We start from the raw sequence: 25,235 nt of genomic DNA on the forward strand, positions 1-25,235 counted from the left end.
TATGAATATGTTGGCAGATGCAGGAACAATTACATTAATTGTCGGATTAGTCATTGCATTTATTATCCTGGCAGTATTTTTCACATTTGTTCCGGTTGCACTATGGATTAGTGCACTAGCAGCAGGTGTAAGAGTAAGTATTTTCACATTAGTCGGAATGCGTTTACGTCGAGTAATTCCGTCACGTATCGTGAATCCGTTAATTAAGGCTCATAAAGCCGGTTTAGAAGTATCAATTAACCAATTGGAATCACACTATTTAGCAGGTGGTAACGTAGACCGCGTTGTCAACGCATTAATCGCGGCACACCGAGCAAATATCGAGTTAACATTCGAACGTGCAGCAGCAATCGATTTAGCTGGTCGTGACGTATTAGAAGCGGTACAAATGTCGGTTAACCCGAAAGTTATCGAAACACCATTTATTGCCGGTGTTGCGATGAACGGGATTGAAGTAAAAGCGAAAGCGCGTATTACAGTACGTGCAAACCTGGACCGCTTAGTCGGTGGTGCTGGTGAAGAAACAATCGTTGCCCGTGTAGGTGAAGGTATCGTATCGACACTAGGTTCTAGTGAATCACATTCAAAAGTACTGGAAAATCCGGACTTAATTTCTCAAACGGTTTTATCTAAAGGTTTAGACTCTGGTACAGCATTTGAAATTCTATCGATTGATATTGCGGACGTTGATATCGGTAAAAACATCGGTGCTGAGCTTCAAATCGAGCAAGCACAGGCTGATAAAAACATCGCTCAGGCTAAAGCCGAAGAGCGTCGTGCAATGGCCGTAGCAAGCGAGCAAGAGATGATTGCAAAAGTTCAGGAAATGAAAGCGAAAGTAGTAGAAGCAGAGGCAGAAGTTCCAATGGCTCTTGCAGAAGCGCTACGTTCTGGCAACTTCGGTATTATGGATTACATGAACTACAAAAATATTCAGGCGGATACATCAATGCGTGATTCGATCTCAAAAGTTTCGAATGACGACAACAACAAAGATCCGAAAAACAAATAATCGAGGAAAGGAGTGAGCACTAAATGGAAGGACTTATCATTATGGTGATTGTCTTTATTGTCAGTTCTTTATTCGGTAAAGGTAAAGAACAACAGCAAAAAAAAGAATCAAAACAGATGCCGCCATTTAGCAGTCAACCTGCTCCTCGAAAACAGGAAGTTGAGCGCCGAACAGAGCAAAGACGACCAAAATCATTGGAGGACTTTGCGAATGAAGTATTCGGCCAGCTGAATGAAAAAGCAAAACCATTCAGTCAAAAAGTAGAACGAGAGCTTCCTAAACAAGTTGAAAAACCTGTTGAAGCTGCTCGCTCTATAGTGGAACCAGTAACTGACAAGATCAATAATGCTCGTTCTTTAAAGGAGCGTCCAATTGTTGCAATGGCCAAAAAAGAAGCAGAAGCCTTCCAGGTCGTTCCATCGAACAAACGCGATTTAATGCAGGCCATTATTATGACAGAAGTTCTGGGCCCACCTAAGGCAAGAAGAAAATAATACGAGACTACCTATTTCAACGTAATGTGGGAATAGGTAGTTTTTTTACATAGGATATAAAATAAAGTAGTAGGAATAACGGATTTATTCGATGGGTATTTTTTTAACTAAATCTTTGCGGAAACGGGTATATCTATTATGAGAGGGGGAAACAGACATGAAAAAAAGATGGATGTTATTTTTTATGCTTATTTTAGTACTGGCTGCATGCGGTAAGGAAGTGGAAGAATCAACTTCGGAGGCAAATGAAACCGCAACTGTATACGAGAGCGAGGAGTCATTGACACATTATATGGAAGGTGTCACTTTAAAGCTTGACTATAAAATTCAAAAGGTTTCCGCAGAGCCAGGAGAATTAATGCTTGAAATTAACGGCAATATTGAAAATGAATACAGCCAAATCGTTTACTACACGCCAGATTTTACAATTCAAACACCAGAGCAGGAAGATATAGAGCAGCTGTCGTCTTCTGTTGAGAACGAACAAATTATGGTGAACCCTCAAATGGAAACGACTTTTAAAGTGACTTATTTAATTCCTCAGAATGTATACGATGAAAATAAATCTCTGAATTTAAAAGTTCCTGCTGCATTTAAGGAGCCGAAAAGCGAAAGTTCCGGTGATGCTTTAGGCGACTTTGCGAACTGGGAAATACCAATTAAATAATCTATACATGCCTTCTTTTTTCTAAGCATATAGTGACGTAAAAAGGAGGCTTTTATTGAAAAATTTATTTCCTAAAAACAATAAATTGCAAATCACCTCTTTTATGGATATCCGCTATGATGGTTCCTATACGATAGGTGATGTAACCCCGACCGAGTATAACTGTACGACGAAAGATTTTACGATGTACGTTCATGCGGGGGAAGTGGAAGTCCAGCATTTATTCGAAGAAGGTTTTTTAATTCAATGCAAAAACCTGCAGAAGCTTACGATTGAGCGGAATGCAAAATGAGTAAATCCTATAAAAAGCTAATAACGATTAAACTAAAGCAATCTAAAGAAGCAAGCACTTTTATTATGCTGCTGAAAGAGCATAAAATCCGAGTTTTTCATTTAACTTTTAAACAGAGCGAAATAACTTTCCAAGTAGCGCATAGTAATTTGTCTTTACTGCGCAAACTAAGAAAAAAAGCGAAAGTAAAAATTACAATCCGTTACAGCGAGCCGGAAAGAATTCTGCAAAAAGATATGGTTACGTATATTGGTATCATCATGTTAATCATCCTGCCGATTATACTATCCCGGTTTGTATGGCAAGTCGAAGTTGATGCCGCCACGATCGAACTGGAAGATGAAGTGGCACTCTATTTGCAAAAGGAAATGGGTGTGAAGTTTCCTGTACCGAAAAAAACGTTTTTATCCGATAATGAAATCCGACAGACGATGATGAAGGAGTTTCGGGAGTTTTCATGGGTACATATTATGAAAAATGGAAGTAAAATTACGATTAATCCGCAATTGGCGCCAAAGATTGAGCCGGTTCCAAAAGTGAACAAGAACCAGCATTTAGTTGCGAACAACAGCGGGGTCGTCACTCATTTCCAAATTGAACGCGGTGTTCGTCAAGTTGAACAAAATATGACAGTACACAAGGGCGATATTCTCGTTTCAGGTGTGCTGCAGCATGGTGAAAAAGAAATCGTTATTGGTGCTGAAGGCGAAGTGTTTGTTGATTACTGGCTTGAAACATCGTTTACCGTTCCTAAAACAATCGAAATTGAAGTATTGGATGACCATGGCTGGAAGTATGACGTGAACTGGGAGAAAATCGGGACAGCGATCGAACAGATGTCTATTGAACCGTTGAAGTCTGTTGTGACGTATAAGCCTTATCGAATGTTTCATAAAAAAAAGGAAAAGATAAGTGAAAAGGATGTAGAAACAATTATCTTGCCATTATTGCATGAAAAGATGATTTCTTCATTACCGCTTGAAACCGCTATAAAAGCAGAAAAACTTTTGCACGTCAACAGTGATGATGATACAGTTAAGGGGAAAGTCTTGTATTTAATTAATGAAAATATCGCACAACCACATCCAATTCACCAAGGAGAATGAGTATGTCAGAAAAATATGTTGAGCTCCAAATCGACAATCCGAATGAAGCTGTAATGCTTTTAGGAATGTCAGATGCAAATATAACATTGATTGAAGAAACTTATAGCGTACAAATTATTACGCGTGGGGAAGTCATACAAATTGCAGGCGATGATTTAGAAAAGAAAAATCAAGCATATGCAGTTTTGGAAGCGTTATTGAAAGTTATTCGAAAAAATATTAATATCGATCAGCGTGATGTATCAACAGCAATTGAAATGGCCAGTAAAGGCACAATTGAATATTATGCGGAGTTATATGATGAAGAAATTGCGCGTAATACAAAAGGCAAGCCGATACGTGCAAAAACTATCGGACAGCGCGAATACATCCGTGCAATCCGTCATAAAGACCTGATTTTCGGAATTGGACCAGCCGGAACCGGTAAAACGTATTTAGCGGTTGTGATGGCCACACAGGCATTAAAAAATGGTCATGTAAAACGTATAATCTTAACACGTCCTGCCGTTGAAGCGGGAGAGTCATTAGGATTTTTACCGGGGGATTTGAAGGAAAAAGTCGATCCGTATTTACGTCCGCTTTATGACGCCTTACATGATATTTATGGACAGGAACAGACGCAGCGCCTAATTGAGCGTGGGACGATTGAAATCGCGCCGTTAGCATATATGCGTGGCCGTACATTGGATGATGCGTTCGTCATTTTAGACGAAGCTCAAAATACAACACATCAGCAAATGAAAATGTTTTTAACGCGTTTAGGTTTTGGCTCGAAAATGGTCATTACAGGCGATAAAACACAGATTGATTTACCTAAAAACACGGAATCCGGTCTAATTATTGCAGAGCGTACATTACGCTATGTAAAAGACATCCACTTCCAAATACTTGAGCAAGGCGATGTAGTCCGTCACCCATTAGTAGCGAGAGTAATACAGGCTTACACGGAGCAGGAATTATAAAGGGTAGTAATCCTCTGTGCCGAAAGCGAAGCGTCAGGCACAAGGTGATGTAGTCCGTCACCCATTAGTAGCGAGAGTCATCCAGGCTTACACAGAGCAGGAATTATAAAATAGAAACTTTCAACTTTTATTGTAAGGTTGAAAGTTTTTTTATTGGGAATAATAGCATGAAACTTATTGGAAAAATTTACGTATATAAACTAAAAGGAGGAATTGATGTCATCGTTAATCGGTAGAAAGACATTTATTTGAAAAACATACGTACTTTTCATAACACCAAACATATAAATTTGATAAAATGAACATAGAAACAAAGGGAGGTGCATGATCATAGAAAGATTTAACAAGCTCATCCAACTAATCAGCTTTCGCGCACTGTTAATCATCGTACTCGCGGCTACTGCACTTCTGCAGTTTTTCCTGATGATTGATAATGTTCGTGGCGTTACATATGATATCCAGCTAACTGAATTATCACCGGAAACCATTCGTTCATCTAAGACAGTGGAAGATACGGTAAAGACAGAAATAGAAAGGGGAAATGCGGAGAAAGCCGTAGATCCTGTATACATATATAAAGATGAGGTACCAAGTCAGCGTGCAACTTTTGTGACAACCATTTTTGATATTGCATTAGAAGTGAAGAAAGATATTGCAAAGGCAGAGGAAGAAATACCTCAGGCTGAACAAATAAAAATGCTGCGTTCAGCGTTAAAAGATATTTTTGAGAACCAGCAAAACCTGATTTTATCAGATGCACAGTTGCTTAATGTATTGAGTGCATCACAAGCAAATCTTGAATCTACACGTGATGCATTAGCGACATTGGTCGAAGTGAACTTAAATTATCCGCTTCGTAAAGATAGCTTGCTGCCATACCGAAATGAACTGGAAAGTAAGATTCGTCAGCAGCCTTCAATTTCTGAAGGGTTAATGAGTTTGGCAATCGTTATTGGTCGTGCAGCGATCGTTGAAACTGAAGTACTCGATGATGAAAAAACGGAGATTGCCAAACAGCAGGCAAAGGAAGCGGTTGAGCCGACACGTATTTTGCAAGGACAGATTATTGTCCAGGAAGGCGAAGTCATTACACGCGAAATTTACCGCCAGCTTGAATTGTTAGGGATGCTGGACAGTGAGGAATCGATTAAACCGATTGCCGGGCTGATTATTATGATATTACTGCAAATGTCTTTCCTTTTCGTCCTGTTTGATCGGTCGGAAAAAGACATTGCTTCAAAACGTAATGAACTGCTCGTTACGATCATCGTTTATGCAATTGCGTTAATTATGATGAAACTGATCGCGCTCATTTCTACGAATTTCGATCTGATGATTGCCTTTATTTTCCCGTCAGCGTTAGCGACAATGCTTGTCCGCGTGTTGGCTAATGACCGCACTGCAAGTATTGTGACAATCATTACGGCTGCATCTGCAGGGATCATCTTTCATGAAGGATTATCAGGTATTTTACAGATGGATACAGCGCTTTACATTTTATTTGGGGGGTTCGCATCAATTATCTTCATGCGCAGCCTGGAAAAACGGACAGACATTTTGCAGGCGGTTGGTATCGTAACGCTTGTCAACATTGTATTTATCGCATTTTATATACTAATGGGACAGTCAGGTTACGGAATGAAGGAAGTTGCATTTTACGTTGCTGCAGCCATTATTTCGGGATTATTATCCGGTGCTTTAATGATGGGGCTTCTACCGTATTTCGAATCGGCTTTCGGCCTTTTATCAGTTGTGCGTCTAATTGAATTATCGAATCCGAATCACCCGCTGTTAAAGAAAATTTTGACGGAAACACCTGGTACGTATCACCATAGTATAATGGTTGCGAATCTGGCTGAAGCGGCATGTGAAGCAATCGGTGCTGATGGCTTGCTGGCAAGAGTCGGTTGCTATTATCATGATGTAGGGAAAACACGAAGACCTTTATTTTTCATTGAAAACCAAATGGGGACAAATCCTCATGATACGATGGCACCCGAAAGTAGTGCGGAAATAATTATTGCGCATACTACAGATGGGGCAGAGCTCTTGCGAAAGCATAAAATGCCTCAGGAAATCATAGATATTTGTCTACAGCATCACGGGACAAGCACATTGAAATACTTTTTGTTTAAGGCTAAGGAAGAAGGGAAAGAATTGGACGAAAGTATATTCAGATACCCGGGTCCAAAGCCACAGACGAAAGAGGCCGCGATAATCAGTATTGCGGACAGTGTGGAAGCGGCAGTCCGTTCGATGCAGCAGCCAAATGCAGAGAAAATACAGAAGCTTGTACAATCGATTATCCAGGATCGTGTACAGGATGACCAGTTTGATGAATGTGATATTTCGCTAAAAGAACTGAAAAAGATAGAAGACGTATTATGTGAAACATTGAATGGAACGTTCCACTCGCGTATTGAATATCCAAAGGAATAGTAGGAGGGAACAACATGTTATTAATTGATTTTTTAGATGAAACAAATGAAGTGCAACAATCCCACTTAGAATTAGTGGAAAAATTACTCCAGCATGCAGCGGAGCAGGAAGGTATCGAGGATGGCTCGGAAGTGTCAGTTACGTTTGTGACTAATGAAGCGATCCATGAAATTAACCGTGAATACCGTGATAAGGACCAGCCTACTGATGTTATTTCTTTTGCATTGGAAGAAATGGGTGAAGGGGAACTGCAAATTATCGGTGAAGGGATTCCGCGCGTTTTAGGAGATATTATCATCTCGACAGACCGTACACGTGAACAGGCAGCTGAATATGGCCATACGTTTGAACGTGAGCTTGGCTTCTTGGCTGTCCATGGGTTTTTGCACTTGCTAGGCTATGATCATATGACACCGGAAGATGAAAAAGTGATGTTCGGGAAACAAGATGAGATTTTACAGTCATACGGCCTAGGTCGTGATATGAATGAACGTCCGTAAATTTTTTCGTTCTTTTCGTTATGCAATGGAAGGAATCGTTACGGCTGTACATGAACAAAATTTCAGATTTCACTTAGTGAGTGCCATCGTTGTCATTATGGCAGGCTTCTTGACGGGGCTATCGATCGTCGAATGGTGTATCATCATTTTAGTCATAGCTTTTGTCATAGGAACCGAGCTGATCAACACGGCAATCGAGCGTGTAGTGGATTTGGCATCACCGGAAATTCATCCGCTCGCCAAGCAGGCTAAGGATGTTGCGGCAGGTGCCGTACTTGTTTTTGCGCTCGCAAGTGTTATAATCGGACTACTCATATTTTTACCAAAATGGTTTTAAAAATAATGTTTTGGGGGAACCAAAGATGAACATGGAACAATTAATGGAACAATCTAAAATTGCACGTGAATTTGCTTATGTACCTTATTCGAAATTTAAAGTAGGTGCGGCTTTATTAGCTGAGGATGGTACAGTGTACAATGGCTGCAATATCGAGAATGCAGGTTACAGCATGACAAACTGCGCTGAACGTACGGCGTTTTTCAAAGCAGTGTCAGAAGGCAATATGAAGTTTAAAGCGCTGGCGGTCGTAGCAGACACACCGGGTCCATGTTCCCCATGCGGAGCTTGTCGACAAGTAATGAGTGAATTTTGTGCTCCGGATATGCCCGTCTACTTAACAAATATGAATGGTGACGTTCAACAAACAACAGTAGGTGAGCTGATCCCGGGTGCATTTAATACGGAGGATATGAAAAATGCAGGAAAATAAAGGATACAAATCGGGCTTCGTCTCGATTGTAGGTCGTCCTAATGTGGGCAAATCAACATTTTTAAACCGAGTGATCGGTCAGAAAATTGCGATTATGTCTGACAAACCACAAACGACACGTAATAAAGTACAAGGTGTTTTAACACAACCAAACTCTCAAACGATTTTCATCGATACACCGGGTATTCATAAGCCGAAACATAAATTAGGCGAATTTATGCTGAAAACTTCACGCAACGCATTGCGCGAAGTCGATGTAATCATGTTTATGGTTAACGCTGAACAAGCGATCGGCAAAGGTGACGAATTCATCATCGAGTTGTTGCAAGGTAATCAAACACCGGTATTTTTAATCATTAATAAAATCGATTTAGTACATCCGGATGAACTGGTAAAGATCATTGATTCGTATAAAGATAAGTTCGACTTTGCGGAAATTATTCCAATTTCAGCATTACAAGGCAACAACGTAGAAAACTTATTAACAACAATCGAAAAGTATTTACCTGAGGGGCCTCAATATTACCCGGCAGATCAAGTAACGGACCACCCGGAACGCTTCATTATTTCTGAATTAATCCGTGAAAAAGTATTGCACTTAACACGTGAAGAAATTCCTCATTCCATTGCGGTTGTTATTGAGCGAATTAAGCCACATGAAGAAAAAGAGAACATGATTCATGTTCAGGCGACTATCATGGTAGAACGCGATTCACAAAAAGGAATTGTTATCGGTAAACGCGGCGCCCTTTTAAAAGAAGTCGGCTCTCGTGCCCGCCAGGATATTGAAATGCTATTAGGTTCAAAAGTATACTTAGAACTTTGGGTAAAAGTTCAAAAAGATTGGCGTAACAAGCAAACACATTTACGCGATTTCGGATTTAGAGAAGACGAATATTAATAGATAGCAGCAGACACACCGATGAAAAATCGGTGTGTTTTTATATGGAATTCTACTTTTCAGGCGTTTTGTTCTCATTGACGGTGAAAAGTTCTACATTCGGGCCAAAACTTTCTACTTTGCCCTCAAAACGTTCTGAATACTCTGATGAATTGGCGAATAAAGTGAATGGATTCTACATTTTCGCAGCTTTGTTCCACATTATCGATGAAAAGTTCTACATTCATCTGGAAGTATTCTACTTTTCCGACGAAACTTTCTACATACTCACCTAAATTGGCGAATAAAATAAATAGGTTCTACATTACAACAGCTTTGTTCCACATTTCATTAAAAATGTTCGTATTCGGCCTAAAACTTTCTACTTTCCCCTCAAAATGTTCTACATTTCCCCAAAACCTGGCGAATAAATCCCGCCTCTCAGGACGAAAATGATTTTATTCTTGATTATGGCCAAGGTTCTGCTACCATTTAGTAAGGGAATATTTAACAGGAGTTAGAAGGTGAACATATTGAATAATTTAAATAAATTTTTACTGGCACTTTGGGCGATATCGCTCGCTTTATTATTTATTGTCATTGCGACCGTCGACCGGAATCAAACAATTTTGGTTGCAGAAGGTCAAATGAATAACGAAGAGCCAAACCCATCACAAATAAAAATAGAGAATGATATAAATGAAAAAAACGAACCGATTAGTGAACCAAAACAACAAATCACTAAAGAATCAATTCGTTTAGCAATGACGGGGGATATTTTGCTGCATTTAAGACTTGCGAAATATGATGATTATACTTCATCTTTTGCAGCGGTGATGCCGAAGATGCAAAGCTATGACTTTCTGATCGCCAATCAGGAATCTCCGCCTGTCGGCAACGAGTATCCATTAAGCGGCTATCCGCTATTTTCGAGTCCACCCCATATTATTCGGGATATCCAGCATGCAGGCGTTGATTTGGTGACGATTGCCAATAACCATATAGTCGATCAAGGAGAAAATGGTATGCGTACGGTTTTTAATAATCTGGAAGACTATCACATGCCATATGTGGGAGCTTATAAAAATGAAGAGGACAAGTCTGCACAACGCATTATGGAAATCGGATCGATAAAAATTGGACTGCTTGCCTATACGTATGGTACGAATGGACTTTATTTACCAAAGGAATCACCGTTTATTATTAATTATATCGAGGAAGCGAAAATAAAAGCGGATGTCGAGGAATTAAAACAATCGGTCGATGTAGTAGCTGTTTCGATGCATTGGGGATCTGAATATGTTTATGAAGCGAATGATAATCAAAAACATTATGTTGATATACTAAATAAAGCGGGAGTCGATATTATTTTCGGGACCCATCCGCATGTACTGCAGCCATATGACAAACTGATCAATGAACAGGGTCAGGAGACGCATATTTTTTATTCGCTCGGTAATTTCTTATCGACAATTATAACGGTACCGAATACGATGATTGGCGGAATTGCGAGCCTTGAAATTACAAAGGAAGGCGACCGGATTACTATAGATGAACCTGAGCTTTATGCCATTTCTGTATTAAAAGATGCAGACGGGATTTATCGGGTCTATCCATTAAAAGATGTGGAACAGCGCTCTGTAAAAAATCTGCAATGGGTAAAGAAAATCATGGGACAATCTGTAACCGTTTATTAAACTTTTCTAGCAATAGTGCGGTATAATAGAGTTACGAAAGAAATAGGAGGATGTGCAACAGATGCTACATAAATGGGAAGGCATCGTTTTAAAGGCGCGTGCTTATGGTGAATCCAATAAAATCGTGACACTTATGACACGTGAAGCCGGTAAAGTCGCGTGTATGGCACGTGGAGCGAAAAAACCGACGAGTCGTTTAGCAGGTGTAACACAAACATTTATGCATGGCTCGTTTTTAGTCCAGCGAACATCGGGTATGGGTACATTGCAGCAAGGGGAACATTTCAATTCGATGCGTCATATTCAAACAGATATTATGGCGACTGCTTATGCAAGCTACATCGTGGAAATTGTGGATCGCCTTGTTGAAGAAGGCAGACCGGAACCATATGCTTTTGATATATTAATTCAGGCATTGAATGCAATTGAAGAAGGGTATGACCCTGAAGCAATTACATTGTTTGTGGATTGGAAAATGCTCCCGTTTGCAGGTATCCAGCCGATTTTGCATGCATGTGCAGGGTGTGGGGCTGTTGATGGGGAATTTGCATTTTCATTTACACAAGGCGGATTTATATGTCATCGATGCTTCCATTTGGACCCGTATATTATTCGGTTGTCACCAACGCAGCTCAAGCTGATTCGCATGTTTTATACGGTGCCGATTGAGCAGGTCGGCAAGCTGGAATTAAAACCGCAAACGAAGCAATTTATTAAAAAGATTGTGACGACAATTTATGAAGAGCAAACAGGGATCCGTCTGAAATCACGCAACTTCATCGAACAGCTGGAGCGTACACCGTTACTGCAGCGTGAAAAGAAGGAAGAAGAATAAAATTATTGCCTAGGAAATAAAGCGAGTTGAAATTGCGTAGAATCGCGCAGACTCGCTTTCTTTTATTGAGGAGGGGAAATAGTGCGCCAATTTGAAAATGAGCAACTGACCGTTTTTCAAAGTGTGTTGTATCAAACAACATCAGCGGTAATCAAAACAAAAGAGGCCTTAATCGTAACCGACCCTAACTGGCTGCCGAACGAAATTGCTGAAATAAAAGGCTATATCGAGTCGATTATTGAAGATCGGAGATTATATATTATTTATACACATAGTGATTATGATCATATTATTGCTGCAGGTGCTTTTCCGAATGCTACAACAATTGCCAGTGAAGCTTTTGTTAAGCGAATAAATAAAGAAGAGGTATTGGAGCAAATCCGTCAGTTTGATGCTCAGTACTATATTGAAAGAGGTTATCCTATTATTTATCCTCACATAGACATTATTATTAAAGAAGATGGCCAAACACTTGAGCTGCAGGATATAACGTGTAGCTTTTACTTATCGCCAGGGCATACGGGAGATGGGTTATTTACAGTGGTGGAGCCGTTCGGTATTTTACTGGCGGGGGATTATTTATCGAATGTTGAGTTTCCTTTTATTGAGGATTATGAAGCATATTTTGCAACGATCCAAAAAGTGCAAACGATTATATCGGATAAAGAAATTGAAGTTATGGTGCCAGGACATGGGACAACGACGAATAACCTCGATGAAATTCAAAAACGAATTGACGAGTCATTATTATATTTAAATAATTTAGCGAACGATAGTATTGACGAATCACAATTGCGAAAGCTTTATCCGTTTTATAAAGGTTTACAAGAAATGCACGAATTAAATAAAAAAGCCGTACACAAATAAAAATAGCCGCAGGATTTAGGTAATACTAAAATCCTGGGCTATTTTTGTGCATTTAGCTGTTTGCTAGTTCATTCATCCGTTCCAGCACTCTTCGCTTGCGATATAGCATCATACCTGCCTCGGCAATATCTTCAATCATCGATTTATTAATAAAGGCACCGAAAATCATACCTGCTACAGGAATCATTTGAAAGAGCTTTTTCATACCGAAGTTATCGCGGTACGTAAAGAAGACTTCCTGCCAGCCCTGTAACTGGGACACCATATTTTCTGCAGCGTTCGGCTTTTCATAATGTTGTGCCAGTTCATTTAATATCGCTTCTTTGCCGACAACATCTGAAGAAGCAAACTGCAGACATTTTACGATGAATATACGCTCGACTTTTTCATTTGGATCATAGCCATGGATCATTGCGATTTCCTGCAATGTTTTTAGCGCAATTCCTAGAATGACGGGGATATCGAGTGCCAATGTAAAAACACCGCCAAAGCCGGTAGATGCCCCTTGTACGGTTGCAACCTTTGCACGGTTTTTCTGTAGTTTTTCACTCAGTTCCACCATATCTTCAATCGGCATTTGTCCAATATCCTCCAAGGTGGAAACTGAATGCAGCGTATGCTTTTGAATATGACGCATCATCGATTTTTCGCTTACTAAATATTTTCCGCCTGTTTGGACATAGCTTACCAATTCGTCGATCAAGACGGAAATTTTCTCTTGAATGAATTTCGGTGTTAATTTATCGAGTATTTTAAAAGGGATGCGGCCGATTTTTTCCCAAAACCATAAACCGCTTTGATCTTTTTCCCAAAGCTGGATTGTTAATAAATGATTTTCTAGCTGCTGTTGAGTTTCCATAAATCATCCTCCCAATGGACAAGCTCCTTATTTTACGTTTCATAACGGAAAAGGTTTCAGCAAGTCACTCGAATTGTGTCAGTAATGGGATGATATCTTCTTTTAACCGTTCATAAAACTCTTCTTCAAGCTTTAAGTATTGATGATGGTGCATGTGTTCAAAAAGAGTGAACATATTCTCTATTTTTTCTTTGGAAAAGCGGAAGTGATGATTAAAATGGCTACGTTTATTATCGTCGCTTAAATGCATATAGCCACGGATGATTGTAAACAATTGATTGTATTTTTTATTTGCCAGCTCATAAGCTTCACGGCTTAAACGACCAAGCGCGTTGCTCGGATCGTCAAACTTTCTGTAAAATAACTGTGCTTCACGGTAAGTTTCAAGTTTCATATTCGCCGTGTAGAGGATGTGGTGTTGTGCGCGGTGTTCCGGGCATTCAAATTGAAGTATAGCTTTTACAAGATGTGAAATTTTATCAAATGTGTCTAAAGGTGTTTCGGTTTTGTCCTTTACCTGAAAAAACATAAAATCCCCTCCATCTATTACTATCTTTGATTATAACTTATTTTAATTTAATTATTTGAATAATCTAAAAATTATAGGGCTTTTTTTAATACAAGGTAATGTGAAAAAAGGTGCGTAAACTTTAGTGAATGAATCTTTGGATTATTCAATGCTTGAGAGAGGGGGCTAGCGGATAAATAACTGTAGATAAGATTTTATATTTCATCCTGTAAAAAGAAAAAACACTTTCTGCTCAAATCGAACAGAAAGTGTCTTACAGATTTTAGAATTGTAAATGCTTCTCGATGTAAGCTTTTACTTCCGCGATTGGCATACGGATCTGTTCCATTGAATCACGGTGACGTACTGTTACTTGACCGTCTTCTTTTGAATCGAAATCGTACGTGATACAGAATGGTGTACCGATTTCGTCCTGGCGGCGGTAACGTTTACCGATAGATTGTGACTCATCGTAATCAACCGGGAATGCTTTACGTAAATCAGCCCATACGTCGCCAGCTTCTTCTGATAATTTTTTAGATAGTGGCAATACAGCTGCTTTGAATGGAGCTAGAGCAGGGTGGAAGCGTAATACTGTACGAGTATCGTCGCCTTCTAATTGCTCTTCTTCATAAGCATCGCATAAGAATGCCAATGTTACACGGTCTGCACCTAATGATGGCTCGATGCAGTATGGTACATAGCGCTCATTTGAGACAGGATCGATGTAAGTGAAATCTTCACCTGAATGTTCCATATGCTGCTTTAAGTCATAATCTGTACGGTCTGCGATACCCCATAGTTCGCCCCAGCCGAATGGGAAGCGGAATTCGATATCCGTTGTCGCATTTGAATAGTGTGAAAGCTCATCATCTTCATGGTCGCGTAAACGCATTGAATCTTCTTTCATACCTAATGCAAGAAGCCAGTTTTTGCAGAACTCTTTCCAGTATGAGTGCCACTCAAGGTCTTCACCTGGTTTACAGAAGAATTCTAGTTCCATTTGTTCGAATTCACGTGTACGGAATGTAAAGTTACCAGGTGTGATTTCGTTACGGAAAGATTTACCGATCTGTGCGATACCGAATGGTGTCTTTTTACGCATTGAACGCTGAACATTTTTAAAGTTTACGAAAATACCTTGTGCAGTTTCTGGGCGCAGGTAAATTTCATTTGATGAAGATTCAGTTACACCTTGGTGCGTTTTGAACATTAAGTTGAACTGGCGGATATCTGTGAAATCGATTTTTCCGCAGTCTGGACAAGCTACTTCAAGCTCTTCCATTTTTTCTTTCATTTGATCGAAAGTCATACCGTCAACGATAATTTCTTTGCCTGTTTTTGTTAAAGAAGCATCTTCAATCAATTTATCTGCACGGTGACGCGCTTTACATGATTTACAGTCGATCATCGGGTCATTAAAGTTACCTACGTGACCAGATGCAACCCATGCTTTTGGATTCATTAAAATCGCAGCATCCAAACCTACGTTGTGTTCAGATTCCTGAACGAATTTCAGCCACCAAGCTTTTTTTACGTTGTTTTTAAGTTCTACACCAAGTGGACCGTAATCCCAAGTGTTTGCTAAACCACCGTAAATATCAGATCCAGGAAATACGAATCCGCGGTGTTTTGCTAATGATACAATTGTCTCCATTGATTTTTCTGCCATGAAAAAAACCTCCTGTTCGTTAATGAAAAAAATAAAAGCACCCGTCTCCGGGCACAAAAGCTCTGCCCGGGGACGAGTGCATCAAGACGATGTACCCGCGGTTCCACCCCGCTTGTTTTTAAATAAATAAAAACCTCTTTTATAAAAATAGCTCAGGGGCGCCGTTTCTCAATTCATTGTAGGCTTGCACTATCCCTACTCGCTTATGTTAGAATTGATACTTATTAATCCCTTCATCGCTTACATATTAATAATCAAAACAACAAGTGAGTTGTTCGCTAATATTGTAGCATGGGTTTGTTTTCTTCGCAATATAGAAGGGAATAGTATATAATAATTAAGGATAAAGTATAACATTATTTGAAGCGGGTGAGTCCAATCGAACTCAATAAACGTCAAGATGTAATCTTGCAAATTGTAAAAGAAAATGGCCCTATTACGGGCGAACATATCGCTGAGCGCCTTGGATTAACGCGCGCTACATTGAGACCTGATCTAGCTATACTAACAATGGCTGGATTTTTAGATGCGCGCCCACGTGTCGGCTACTTCTATGCAGGTAAAAAAACAACGGCTGCCTTTACGGAATCAATGCTGAATTTAAAAGTAAAGGATTTTCAGTCGATCCCGGTAGTCGTTCCGGATGATATGACAGTCTATGATGCGATTATCCATATGTTTTCCGAGGATGTCGGAACACTTTTCGTTATTGATAAAGATGAAATATTACAAGGTGTGCTGTCTCGAAAAGATTTACTGCGTTCGAGTATAGGAACACAGGATTTAAATAAGATGCCTGTGCATATAATTATGACGAGAATGCCGAATATTGCCTATTGTGTTAATTCGGATTCATTAATCGTGGCGGCCAAAAAGTTAATAGAACGAGAGATCGATTCAATGCCGGTTGTTGAAGAAACAGAGCGGGGATTGGTCATTACCGGACGGTTAACGAAGACGAATATTACACGTGCGTTTATTTCGTTAGCAGAAACGCATGATTTATAGGTGATCTCATGAAAAAATTGACTATATTTGTTGTGTCAGATTCGGTCGGTGAAACTGGAGAAGCGGCTGTGAAAGCGGTAGTAAGCCAGTTTCGGCCAAATTTCGAAAAAGTAAGGATTCGAAAGTTTCCGCATATTGCCAATGTGGATGTGTTGGAGAAAATTGTCCAAATTGCTATCGCAAATGAGGCAACGATTGTCTTTACACTTGTTGAAAAGCAGATGAGACAAGCACTTCAAAAAATCGCAAGTGAATATAAGGTTCATGCAATCGACTTATTGGGATCGATGCTTGACTTGATCGAAACTTCATTTGATGAAATGCCGTTGCAAAAGCCGGGGCTTGTCCATCAATTGGATGATGATTATTTCAAAAAAATTGAAGCGATCGAATTTGCTGTTAAATATGATGACGGGCAGGACCCGCGCGGTATTTTGCTGGCCGACATTGTTTTAGTCGGTGTATCAAGAACGTCTAAAACCCCATTATCGCAATATTTAGCTCATAAACGGTATAAAGTGGCGAATGTGCCGCTCGTTCCGGAAGTGGAACCCCCAGTGGAATTAATGCAAATCGATCCGAAAAAATGTTTTGGATTGGTCATTACACCGGAAAAGCTCAACAATATTCGAAAAGAGCGTTTAATAACATTGGGTTTAACGGAAAATGCATTTTATGCACAACATACTAGAATTGAGCAGGAAATTAGCTATTTTTATAGTATTGTTGATAAAATAGGTTGTCGAACGATAGATGTTACAAATCGTGCTGTCGAAGAAACAGCGCACAAAATTATTGATATGCTAGAGCTTGATTGTAGATAGCAACCATAGCCGCCTCTTCAAAAAGGAAGAGGAGGTTTTTTTGGTGGAATAATATTTAAGATTTTTAAGAAACTAAGTGAACGATACTTTTGTTACAGAATAATCTTGCATATATCGCTGAATTTCGACATTTTTAGTTATATTCTGATTATTTTTTTGAAATTATATAGCAACTATAGTCTTTTTGTTTTATAATAATAAAATTGTGGTAAAAATAATTATTATAGGGTAATTACAAATTTGTATAAGAAATTTTGTCGTATTTTAGAGGATATTTGTAATTTATCTCGAATACTGTAGATGGTGATAATGTGGCTGGAAAAATACCCGAACATGTGATTGAACAAATTCGCTCGCAGTCCGATATAGTCGATGTCATTAGCGATTATATGCAGTTAACGAAAAGAGGGCGCAACTATTTTGGATTATGTCCATTCCATGGTGAGCAAACACCCTCTTTTTCAGTATCCAGCGATAAACAGATATTTCACTGTTTTGGCTGTGGGGCAGGAGGAAACGCCATTACTTTTGTAATGGATATGGAACATCTGTCGTTTCCGGATGCACTCATTAAACTAAGTCAACGTGCGGGAATCCCGCTTGAAATGGAATTGTCGACTGAGCAATCGATGTCGAATTCGCCCATTTCAAAAAAAGAGCAGCAAATGCGAGAGGCTCATACGTTTGCAGTGGAGTTTTATCATCATATTTTAATGAATACAGAAGATGGCGAACCTGCATTAAATTATTTGCTTGAAAGAGGATTTACACGTGAGCAAATCGAAACACATCAGATAGGATGGGCGTTGCCGAATTGGGACACGCTGTCAATCTTACTGGAGCGCAAAGGATATGATCTTGAAGAAATGGCCGAAAGCGGTCTGATCATTCGTAAAGAAAGTGAAGACAGCTACTTTGACCGTTTCCGAGGACGGATTATGTTTCCGATCCGAGATGAAAATGGAAAAACGATTGCTTTTTCAGGCAGGATTTTAAATTCCGATGGCGAAGATGCTAAGTACTTAAATAGTCCTGAAACGCCGATCTTCCATAAAAGTCAAGTACTTTATAATTTGGATAAGGCGCGGGCATCTATCCGTAAATCAAGACAAGTAATTTTAATGGAAGGCTTTATTGATGTTTTAGCAGCAAACCAAGCAGGTATATACAATGCTGTAGCAACGATGGGTACGTCTCTTACGCCCCAGCATATTACAAAGCTCAAACGCTTAGTTCAGCAAATTACGATTTGCTATGATGGTGATAATGCTGGTTTTGAGGCCGCCAAGCGTGCTGCACAAATGCTTCATCAAGAACAGATTAAAGTTGAGGTCGCTGTTTTACCAGATAAACTTGATCCGGACGAATACATTCGTACACACGGACAAGAGGCATTTAAAAATCAAATAATAGAAAAGCCGCACGCTTATATTGCATTTATGATGATGCATGCGAAACGCGGCAAAAATTTTCAATTTGAAAATGACACACTTCAATACATTCAAGAAGTTCTGGAAACATTAAAAAATAATACTTCTCCAACTGAACGTGATTTATACATTCGTCAATTGGCAAATGAAACAAATATTTCCCAAGAGGCGATTAGTACCCAATTAAGAAAAATGGTCGCGGATAATGTAAAAGAGCAGAAACGCGATCAAAAAATGGTGGAAGAACCAACGCCTCTTCTCCAAAGGGAGCGTAAAAAAGATGCAACAGACCGTGCGGAAAGTATACTTTTAGCGCATATGTTGCATGATGTAAATATTGTGAATAAAGTTCTCAGAGAGGGAAATAACGAACCTTTCATCCATGAGGAATATTTATCCGTATTTGTACGTTTAATTGGTTTTTACGAAGAATATGAAATGGCTGATTTCCATCGATTCGTCGAAGTGTTGGATGATCATGATTTAAGAAAAATCGTGATGGATGCTGCGTTACTTGAACGTGACCCTGATAATGGTGAAGCGGAAATAATTGATTGTTTAAAGCAAATCGAAAAACGCCGATTAGAACTAAAGATTGAACAATTAAAGCACGATCAAAAAGAAGCAGAAAAAATGCATGAGCATAGACGAGCACTTGAGATTGCCCAACAGATAATTGCATTAAATAGAAAGATAAAAATGGGCGTTTAACGCGATTTGTTTTTAGAAGGAGGAAGGTTTATGGCGGACAAGTCAAAACATTCAAAAGATACGGTAGTAAACGGGGTTTCATTAGAGCAGGTAAAAAAGCAACTTTTAGCTAAAGCAAAACAGGTTGGCGAAATGTCAATGAAGGAAATCTCTGAAACATTAGCATTTTTTGAACTGGAGAATGAAGAGATTTTCAACTTTGCCGATGAAATCGAAAAAAATGATATAACAGTTGAAGGAAAAGAAGAATTTGAAGAAGAAGCGCTATCTAAGCAAGAATCAAGCGAAGAAGCTTTCGACTTAAATGATTTAAGTGTTCCTCCTGGCGTTAAAATTAATGACCCGGTACGTATGTATTTAAAAGAAATCGGACGTGTGGATTTACTTTCTGCTGATCAGGAAATCCGTTTAGCGGAACGTATCGAACAAGGTGATGAAGAAGCACGTAAACGTCTGGCAGAAGCGAATTTACGTCTTGTAGTTTCGATTGCGAAACGCTATGTAGGCCGTGGGATGCTGTTCCTGGATCTTATTCAGGAAGGAAACATGGGTCTGATTAAAGCAGTTGAAAAATTTGACCACCGTAAAGGGTTCAAGTTCTCGACTTATGCTACTTGGTGGATTCGTCAAGCGATTACACGTGCGATTGCCGACCAGGCTCGTACAATCCGAATTCCGGTACACATGGTTGAAACAATCAACAAATTAATCCGTGTACAACGTCAGCTTCTTCAGGATTTAGGCCGTGAACCTTCTCCGGAGGAAATCGGGGAGGAAATGGATTTAACACCTGAAAAAGTTCGTGAAATTCTTAAAATTGCCCAAGAGCCAGTATCATTGGAAACACCAATTGGTGAAGAAGACGATTCACATTTAGGTGACTTCATTGAAGACTCGGAAGCACAATCTCCTTCTGATCACGCAGCATATGAGTTATTGAAGGAGCAGTTAGAAGACGTGCTGGATACATTAACAGACCGTGAAGAAAACGTATTGCGTTTACGTTTCGGTTTAGATGATGGCCGTACGCGCACTTTGGAAGAAGTAGGTAAAGTGTTTGGCGTTACACGTGAACGTATTCGTCAAATTGAGGCGAAAGCATTACGTAAACTGCGTCATCCATCTCGCTCAAAACGCTTAAAAGATTTCTTAGAATAAGCTAAACAGAGAAAAGATGAAGGAGTATTTTACTCTTCATCTTTTTTTGTGTAACTATAGCAGGTAATTACTATTTTCCGAGAATAATGGTATTGCTTTTTACCGATGTTGTTCATTCAGGAATTATTTACAATATGATAGAGCATATAAATCAGATTTGGAGCGAAACGATGTCAAATCCTAAAAAACAAATTATTATGAATGAAATTACGTTCTGGAAACAAAACAAAATGTTGCCGGAGCATTATTGCGATTTTTTGATGACCCTCTATTCGGAAGGAAACCAACAGGAAGAAATTGCAGGAAAATCAAAAAATGCCGTCATTAATGTCGAAAAACGCAGAAATCGCAATGTATCATTGTTCTTCCCGATTAGTGCAATTGTTATTTTGCTGCTGCTGTTTACAATGCAGTTCGAATGGGTTGTCATTGCAGTTGCCGCTGTATTCTCAGCAGGCTCTCTGATCGGGGCTATCTATTTTGCAAAAAGAAATCATCTGATGGCAGTAATGCTGCAGCTGGCGACTGCTTTATCCATTTTAGGTGTTACTTTGAAAGTGAGTACAACCTATTTCGGCGGCAACAATGAAATGCTTTATATCATCCTTATTGTAAACTGTGTATTTTGGCTGTTAAGCGGCATCATGCTGAAGATTATTTATTTTACGATTTCAGGCATTCTTGGGTTAATTGCCATCATTAGTGCATGGATTTATTTTCTATAGGAAGTTCAAAATAATACATATACCTTATACTATTCTTTGAAGCTATGCGGAAGTCTCGGAACTTTTATGCATAGCTTTTTTGTATCTGTTTTACAAAATACTCTGTAAAATGCATATATTTTCTGTAAAAATACATATTTTTAGATTACAATAGAGTTGAAATGAAATAGGCTGAGAGGATGAATGGTATGCATTTTGATTTAACAACAGAGCAAGCGATGTTACAAAAGATGATACGTGAGTTTTCGGATGAAGTAGTGGCACCAGGAGCAGTCGAGCGTGATAAAACGAAAGCCTTCCCAGTAGAAATTTTTAAAGAACTTTCCAATATGGGAATTATGGGTCTGCCGTTTCCTGAACAATATGGCGGGGCAGGTGCAGATACAATCAGCTTTGCCATCGTTACAGAAGAGTTGAGCCGTACATGTGCTTCGACAGGTATTACATATTCGGCTCATATTTCATTAGGCGGTGCGCCACTCTATTTATTCGGTACGGAAGCGCAGAAGGAAAAATACTTAACGCCAATCTGTACGGGTGAATCATTCGGTGCATTCGGTCTAACAGAGCCTAATGCCGGTTCTGATGCAGGCGGCACAGAAACTACCGCTGTGTTGAATAATGGGGAATTTGTCATTAACGGGTCGAAAGTTTTTATTACAAATGCAAGTTATGCCAAACATTTAGCATTAACAGCAATTACAAATCGGGATGGAAACAAAAAAGAAATTAGCGCCATTATTGTCCCGACAGATGCAAAAGGATTTACGATCAAGTCGGAATACGAAAAGATGGGCTTAAATGCTTCGAATACAACAGAATTGATTTTAGAAAATGTCCAGGTCCCGGAAGAGAACTTGCTTGGGGTACGGGGGAATGGCTTCAAACAGTTTTTAACAACACTGGACGGCGGCCGGATCGGTATTGCGGCAATGGCTGTTGGTATCGCACAGGGCGCATTAAATAAAGCCGTTCAATATGCAAAAGAACGCAAGCAATTCGGAAAGGCGCTGGCGGAGTTTCAGGCAACTCAGTTTAAACTGGCTGATATGGAGGTAAAAATACAATTAGCACGGACATTTGTCTATAAAGCGGCGTGGCTGAAAGATCAGGGACGTCCATTTGGAAAAGAAGCTGCTATCGCAAAATACTATGCTTCTGAGATGGCAATGGAAGTTTGTGATGAAGCAATTCAAATTCATGGCGGCTACGGCTATATGAAAGAGTATGAAGTAGAGCGCTTTTTACGTGATGCAAAACTTTTGGAAATCGGTGAAGGCACATCAGAAGTACAGAAAATGGTAATTGCAAGACATATATTATGATAGAAATTGCAAATTGGTAAAATTGTTACAAAGCTAGTAAAACTTGTTCATAAACTCTTTCAGTTTTCTATAGAATCAAGTACAATTAAATTGTTTACTAGGCAAAAGTCTAGCATGAAATAGAATATTTAATGAGGGAGGGGAACGCAATGAGAAACAATCCACTTATTCCTTACGTACTTATCATGGCATTCGGTATCGGACTAATTTTCTTCATGTCATTTGAGGGTGCAGCTGATAAAAACAGTGCGGACGGCGAACATTCAGGGGAAACTGCTGAATTAAATGGTGAAGATATTGCTCAAAAGAACTGTATTTCGTGCCACGGTGGTGATTTAACTGGTGGTGGAGGTCCTTCAATCGTTGGATTAGATGCTGAGCATATTAAAGATTACGCATTAAATGGTTCGGAAAACGGCGCTATGCCACCAATTCTTAAAAATGAAGCGGAAGCAGATGCTGTAGCTGAATATATTTCAGGTTTATAATGAATAGCCAAGTGCAGAAACGGAGTGATCCTGTTCTGCACTTTTTTGTATTCTGGAAAGAGACGTTTATGTAAAAGTTCTATATAATAGGGGTAGTTTGTGATATAGAAAAGAGGATATATAAATATGAACGCACAAAAACTTTCAAAACGACTTGAAACGGTCGCTTCATTTGTCCCGACAGGAGCAATTGTAGCGGACATCGGAAGTGACCATGCCTATTTACCATGTTATTTAGTGCATAAAGGAATTGCTGCGCGTGCAGTAGCGGGCGAGGTTGTAAAAGGACCTTATGAATCAGCCGTAAAACAAGTTCGCACTGAAGGCTTAACAGATAAAATTACAGTACGCATGGCAGATGGACTGGCTGCTGTTGAAGAAGCGGATGAAATTACAGCTGTTACAATTGCAGGGATGGGCGGACCATTGATCGTGTCCATTTTGGAAAAGCATCCACAAGCTTTAAAAACGGTAACCCGTTTAATTTTGCAGCCGAATATTCATGCAAAAGCGATCCGTGAATGGGCAATGGCAAATGGCTGGGCAATCCAGGATGAGGTCATTTTAGAAGAGGACGGAAAAATTTATGAGGTCCTTGTATTACAGCGTGGAGAAATGAAATTAAATGAAGCGCAAACTCTGCTTGGGCCAAAGCTGATGGAAACGAAAGTACCTGTTTTCATTGAAAAATGGTCACGTGAAATCGCAAATTGGCAGCGTGTTCAGCAAGCGATTTCAGAAGCGGAAAAAACACCTGAAAATCAGGAAAAGTATGAACAACTGACACATTACATTAAAATGGTACAGGAGGCGATTGCGTGAAATCCGTAAATGGCAATGAGATTATCCAACTATTTGAATCATGGTCACCTAAAAAATATGCATGCATGCCGAATGACCCGATCGGATTGGCCATTGGTACATTAAATAAGACAGTAACAAAAGTGCTTGTCACACTGGACGTGACAAATGAAGTCGTTGATGAGGCAATTGAGAACGGCTGTGAGCTTATTATTGCACACCATCCGCCGATCTTCATGAAGCTTTCAAACTTGCGTACAGATAATCCAAAAGGGGCACTGTATGAAAAGTGCCTGAAAAATGATATTGCAGTGTATGCAGCGCACACGAATCTCGATGTAGCACCGGGCGGAGTCAATGATTTATTGGCAGATGCACTAAAACTGGAAGATCGCAAAATTCTGGAGGTTACCTTCGAAGAAAAAATGATGAAGCTAGCCGTATTCGTTCCTGTCGATGACGCAGATGCGTTACGTGATGTGCTGGCTAAAGCCGGAGCAGGTCGTTTAGGCCACTATGAGGCGTGCAGCTATACATTGCAAGGTAAAGGTCGTTTCCGCGCCACAGAAGGAGCAGATCCGGCTGTAGGGGAAATCGGTGAGCTTCACATCGAAGAAGAGGAAAAGGTGGAAGTCGTATTCCCGCAATCGATGAAAAATAAAATATTAAAGGCTATGCTAAACAATCATCCGTATGAAGAGCCTGCCTATGATCTGTTTACGATGGATGTTGATACGAATGCACAAGGACTTGGCCGAATCGGTAAGCTAAAAGAGCCGATGACATTACAGGAATTTGCCGGGTTTGTGAAAGTGCAGCTGGATGTGCCTTGTCTGCGCGCAGTTGGACCTTTGGATCGTATTGTCCAGAAGGTTGCAGTTGTCGGGGGAGACGGCAATAAATATATTCGCACTGCAAAATATGCAGGGGCAGATGTATTTGTAACAGGAGATATCGGCTTCCATATGGCACAGGATGCAGAAGTGGATGGCTTAAGCATTATTGATCCGGGTCATCATGTTGAAAAGGTCATGATTAAAGGCGTGGCAGAAAAAATGACTTCTTTATGTGCAGATCAAAAATTACCTGTTGAATTTATACAGTCAAAAATCAATACAGAACCTTTCAAGTTTATTTAATATGAACAACAAAAAGCCCATTTTTCTCGAGTGAGAAATGGGCTTTTACTTAAGAGTTTTCGCCTT

28 protein-coding genes are annotated in these 25,235 nt (G+C 39.7%); 25 read left to right on the forward strand and 3 right to left on the reverse strand.

What is annotated here, in order from left to right:
- The first annotated feature begins 1 nt into the window (after position 1).
- The 16 genes from floA to B5473_RS12450 all read left to right on the forward strand — a co-directional run bounded on the left by floA (position 2) and on the right by B5473_RS12450 (position 12,521).
- Positions 2-1,012, forward strand: coding sequence for a flotillin-like protein FloA (gene floA, locus B5473_RS12385; protein ID WP_079525592.1), 1,011 nt, complete (start codon positions 2-4; stop codon positions 1,010-1,012).
- A gap of 23 nt (positions 1,013-1,035) precedes the next feature.
- The gene (locus B5473_RS12390; protein WP_079525594.1) at positions 1,036-1,506 is read left to right on the forward strand and encodes a hypothetical protein; all 471 of its coding nucleotides are present in this window, start codon (positions 1,036-1,038) and stop codon (positions 1,504-1,506) included.
- Positions 1,507-1,663: 157 nt separating this feature from the next.
- Positions 1,664-2,173, forward strand: coding sequence for a hypothetical protein (locus tag B5473_RS12395; RefSeq protein ID WP_079525596.1), 510 nt, complete (start codon positions 1,664-1,666; stop codon positions 2,171-2,173).
- Between the two features lie 55 nt (positions 2,174-2,228).
- Entirely contained in the window at positions 2,229-2,465 is a 237-nt protein-coding gene (locus tag B5473_RS12400; RefSeq protein WP_008403137.1) for a hypothetical protein, read from the forward strand.
- Positions 2,462-3,571: a sporulation protein YqfD gene (locus B5473_RS12405; protein ID WP_079525598.1), complete on the forward strand. Its 1,110-nt coding sequence runs from the start codon at positions 2,462-2,464 to the stop codon at positions 3,569-3,571. The genes B5473_RS12400 and B5473_RS12405 overlap by 4 nt, the downstream gene beginning before the upstream one ends.
- A 2-nt stretch (positions 3,572-3,573) precedes the next feature.
- The gene (locus B5473_RS12410) at positions 3,574-4,533 is read left to right on the forward strand and encodes a PhoH family protein (RefSeq protein ID WP_008403135.1); all 960 of its coding nucleotides are present in this window, start codon (positions 3,574-3,576) and stop codon (positions 4,531-4,533) included.
- A gap of 16 nt (positions 4,534-4,549) precedes the next feature.
- Positions 4,550-4,642: a PhoH family protein gene (locus B5473_RS20805; protein WP_139377735.1), complete on the forward strand. Its 93-nt coding sequence runs from the start codon at positions 4,550-4,552 to the stop codon at positions 4,640-4,642.
- A 215-nt stretch (positions 4,643-4,857) separates the two neighbouring features.
- Entirely contained in the window at positions 4,858-6,972 is a 2,115-nt protein-coding gene (locus B5473_RS12415) for an HD family phosphohydrolase (protein WP_079525600.1), read from the forward strand.
- Positions 6,973-6,986: 14 nt separating this feature from the next.
- Positions 6,987-7,472 carry an rRNA maturation RNase YbeY gene (ybeY, locus tag B5473_RS12420; RefSeq protein ID WP_079525603.1) on the forward strand — a complete coding sequence of 162 codons (486 nt, stop codon included), beginning with the start codon at positions 6,987-6,989 and terminating at the stop codon, positions 7,470-7,472.
- Positions 7,459-7,809 (forward strand): diacylglycerol kinase family protein, encoded by a 351-nt coding sequence (locus B5473_RS12425; protein WP_079525605.1) that lies wholly within the window; start codon positions 7,459-7,461, stop codon positions 7,807-7,809. The genes ybeY and B5473_RS12425 overlap by 14 nt, the downstream gene beginning before the upstream one ends.
- A gap of 25 nt (positions 7,810-7,834) precedes the next feature.
- A complete protein-coding gene (locus B5473_RS12430; protein WP_079525607.1) occupies positions 7,835-8,242 on the forward strand; it encodes a cytidine deaminase in 408 nt (135 codons plus the stop codon).
- Positions 8,229-9,143, forward strand: a complete 915-nt coding sequence (gene era, locus B5473_RS12435) for a GTPase Era (RefSeq protein WP_079525609.1) — start codon at positions 8,229-8,231, stop codon at positions 9,141-9,143. Before B5473_RS12430 ends, era begins: the two co-directional genes overlap by 14 nt.
- A 44-nt stretch (positions 9,144-9,187) precedes the next feature.
- The gene (locus B5473_RS20490) at positions 9,188-9,418 is read left to right on the forward strand and encodes a hypothetical protein (protein ID WP_139377736.1); all 231 of its coding nucleotides are present in this window, start codon (positions 9,188-9,190) and stop codon (positions 9,416-9,418) included.
- 228 nt (positions 9,419-9,646) lie between these two features.
- Positions 9,647-10,819 carry a CapA family protein gene (locus B5473_RS12440; protein ID WP_254865306.1) on the forward strand — a complete coding sequence of 391 codons (1,173 nt, stop codon included), beginning with the start codon at positions 9,647-9,649 and terminating at the stop codon, positions 10,817-10,819.
- Between the two features lie 61 nt (positions 10,820-10,880).
- Positions 10,881-11,654 carry a DNA repair protein RecO gene (gene recO, locus B5473_RS12445; RefSeq protein WP_079525613.1) on the forward strand — a complete coding sequence of 258 codons (774 nt, stop codon included), beginning with the start codon at positions 10,881-10,883 and terminating at the stop codon, positions 11,652-11,654.
- 81 nt (positions 11,655-11,735) lie between these two features.
- Positions 11,736-12,521: an MBL fold metallo-hydrolase gene (locus B5473_RS12450; RefSeq protein WP_139377737.1), complete on the forward strand. Its 786-nt coding sequence runs from the start codon at positions 11,736-11,738 to the stop codon at positions 12,519-12,521.
- Between the two features lie 52 nt (positions 12,522-12,573).
- Here the strand turns inward: B5473_RS12450 and B5473_RS12455 are convergent, their stop codons facing one another.
- The 3 genes from B5473_RS12455 to B5473_RS12465 form a co-directional block, all read right to left on the reverse strand.
- The gene (locus B5473_RS12455) at positions 12,574-13,380 is read right to left on the reverse strand and encodes an EcsC family protein (protein ID WP_079525615.1); all 807 of its coding nucleotides are present in this window, start codon (positions 13,378-13,380) and stop codon (positions 12,574-12,576) included.
- Between the two features lie 64 nt (positions 13,381-13,444).
- Positions 13,445-13,909: a hypothetical protein gene (locus B5473_RS12460; RefSeq protein ID WP_079525617.1), complete on the reverse strand. Its 465-nt coding sequence runs from the start codon at positions 13,907-13,909 to the stop codon at positions 13,445-13,447.
- Between the two features lie 262 nt (positions 13,910-14,171).
- Positions 14,172-15,560 carry a glycine--tRNA ligase gene (locus B5473_RS12465; RefSeq protein ID WP_079525619.1) on the reverse strand — a complete coding sequence of 463 codons (1,389 nt, stop codon included), beginning with the start codon at positions 15,558-15,560 and terminating at the stop codon, positions 14,172-14,174.
- Positions 15,561-15,929: 369 nt separating this feature from the next.
- Between B5473_RS12465 and B5473_RS12470 the strand changes: the two genes are divergently transcribed.
- The 9 genes from B5473_RS12470 to B5473_RS12510 all read left to right on the forward strand — a co-directional run bounded on the left by B5473_RS12470 (position 15,930) and on the right by B5473_RS12510 (position 25,169).
- Positions 15,930-16,568: a helix-turn-helix transcriptional regulator gene (locus tag B5473_RS12470; RefSeq protein ID WP_008403112.1), complete on the forward strand. Its 639-nt coding sequence runs from the start codon at positions 15,930-15,932 to the stop codon at positions 16,566-16,568.
- Positions 16,569-16,576: 8 nt separating this feature from the next.
- On the forward strand, positions 16,577-17,392 hold the full coding sequence (locus tag B5473_RS12475) for a pyruvate, water dikinase regulatory protein (RefSeq protein ID WP_079525621.1): 816 nt from the start codon (positions 16,577-16,579) through the stop codon (positions 17,390-17,392).
- Between the two features lie 311 nt (positions 17,393-17,703).
- A complete protein-coding gene (gene dnaG, locus B5473_RS12480) occupies positions 17,704-19,533 on the forward strand; it encodes a DNA primase (RefSeq protein WP_079525623.1) in 1,830 nt (609 codons plus the stop codon).
- A 30-nt stretch (positions 19,534-19,563) separates the two neighbouring features.
- Positions 19,564-20,691, forward strand: a complete 1,128-nt coding sequence (gene rpoD, locus B5473_RS12485; RefSeq protein ID WP_079525625.1) for an RNA polymerase sigma factor RpoD — start codon at positions 19,564-19,566, stop codon at positions 20,689-20,691.
- Between the two features lie 170 nt (positions 20,692-20,861).
- Complete coding sequence (locus B5473_RS12490; RefSeq protein WP_079525628.1) at positions 20,862-21,416, forward strand: hypothetical protein; 555 nt, start codon at positions 20,862-20,864, stop codon at positions 21,414-21,416.
- 188 nt (positions 21,417-21,604) lie between these two features.
- Positions 21,605-22,741, forward strand: coding sequence for an acyl-CoA dehydrogenase family protein (locus B5473_RS12495; protein WP_079525631.1), 1,137 nt, complete (start codon positions 21,605-21,607; stop codon positions 22,739-22,741).
- Positions 22,742-22,890: 149 nt separating this feature from the next.
- A complete protein-coding gene (locus B5473_RS12500; RefSeq protein ID WP_079525633.1) occupies positions 22,891-23,229 on the forward strand; it encodes a c-type cytochrome in 339 nt (112 codons plus the stop codon).
- A gap of 126 nt (positions 23,230-23,355) precedes the next feature.
- The gene (locus tag B5473_RS12505) at positions 23,356-24,051 is read left to right on the forward strand and encodes a tRNA (adenine(22)-N(1))-methyltransferase (RefSeq protein WP_079525636.1); all 696 of its coding nucleotides are present in this window, start codon (positions 23,356-23,358) and stop codon (positions 24,049-24,051) included.
- A complete protein-coding gene (locus B5473_RS12510) occupies positions 24,048-25,169 on the forward strand; it encodes a Nif3-like dinuclear metal center hexameric protein (RefSeq protein ID WP_079525638.1) in 1,122 nt (373 codons plus the stop codon). The genes B5473_RS12505 and B5473_RS12510 overlap by 4 nt, the downstream gene beginning before the upstream one ends.
- Positions 25,170-25,235: the final 66 nt, after the last annotated feature.

This window comes from Solibacillus isronensis (assembly GCF_900168685.1).
Classification (GTDB): Bacteria; Bacillota; Bacilli; order Bacillales_A; family Planococcaceae; genus Solibacillus; species Solibacillus isronensis_A.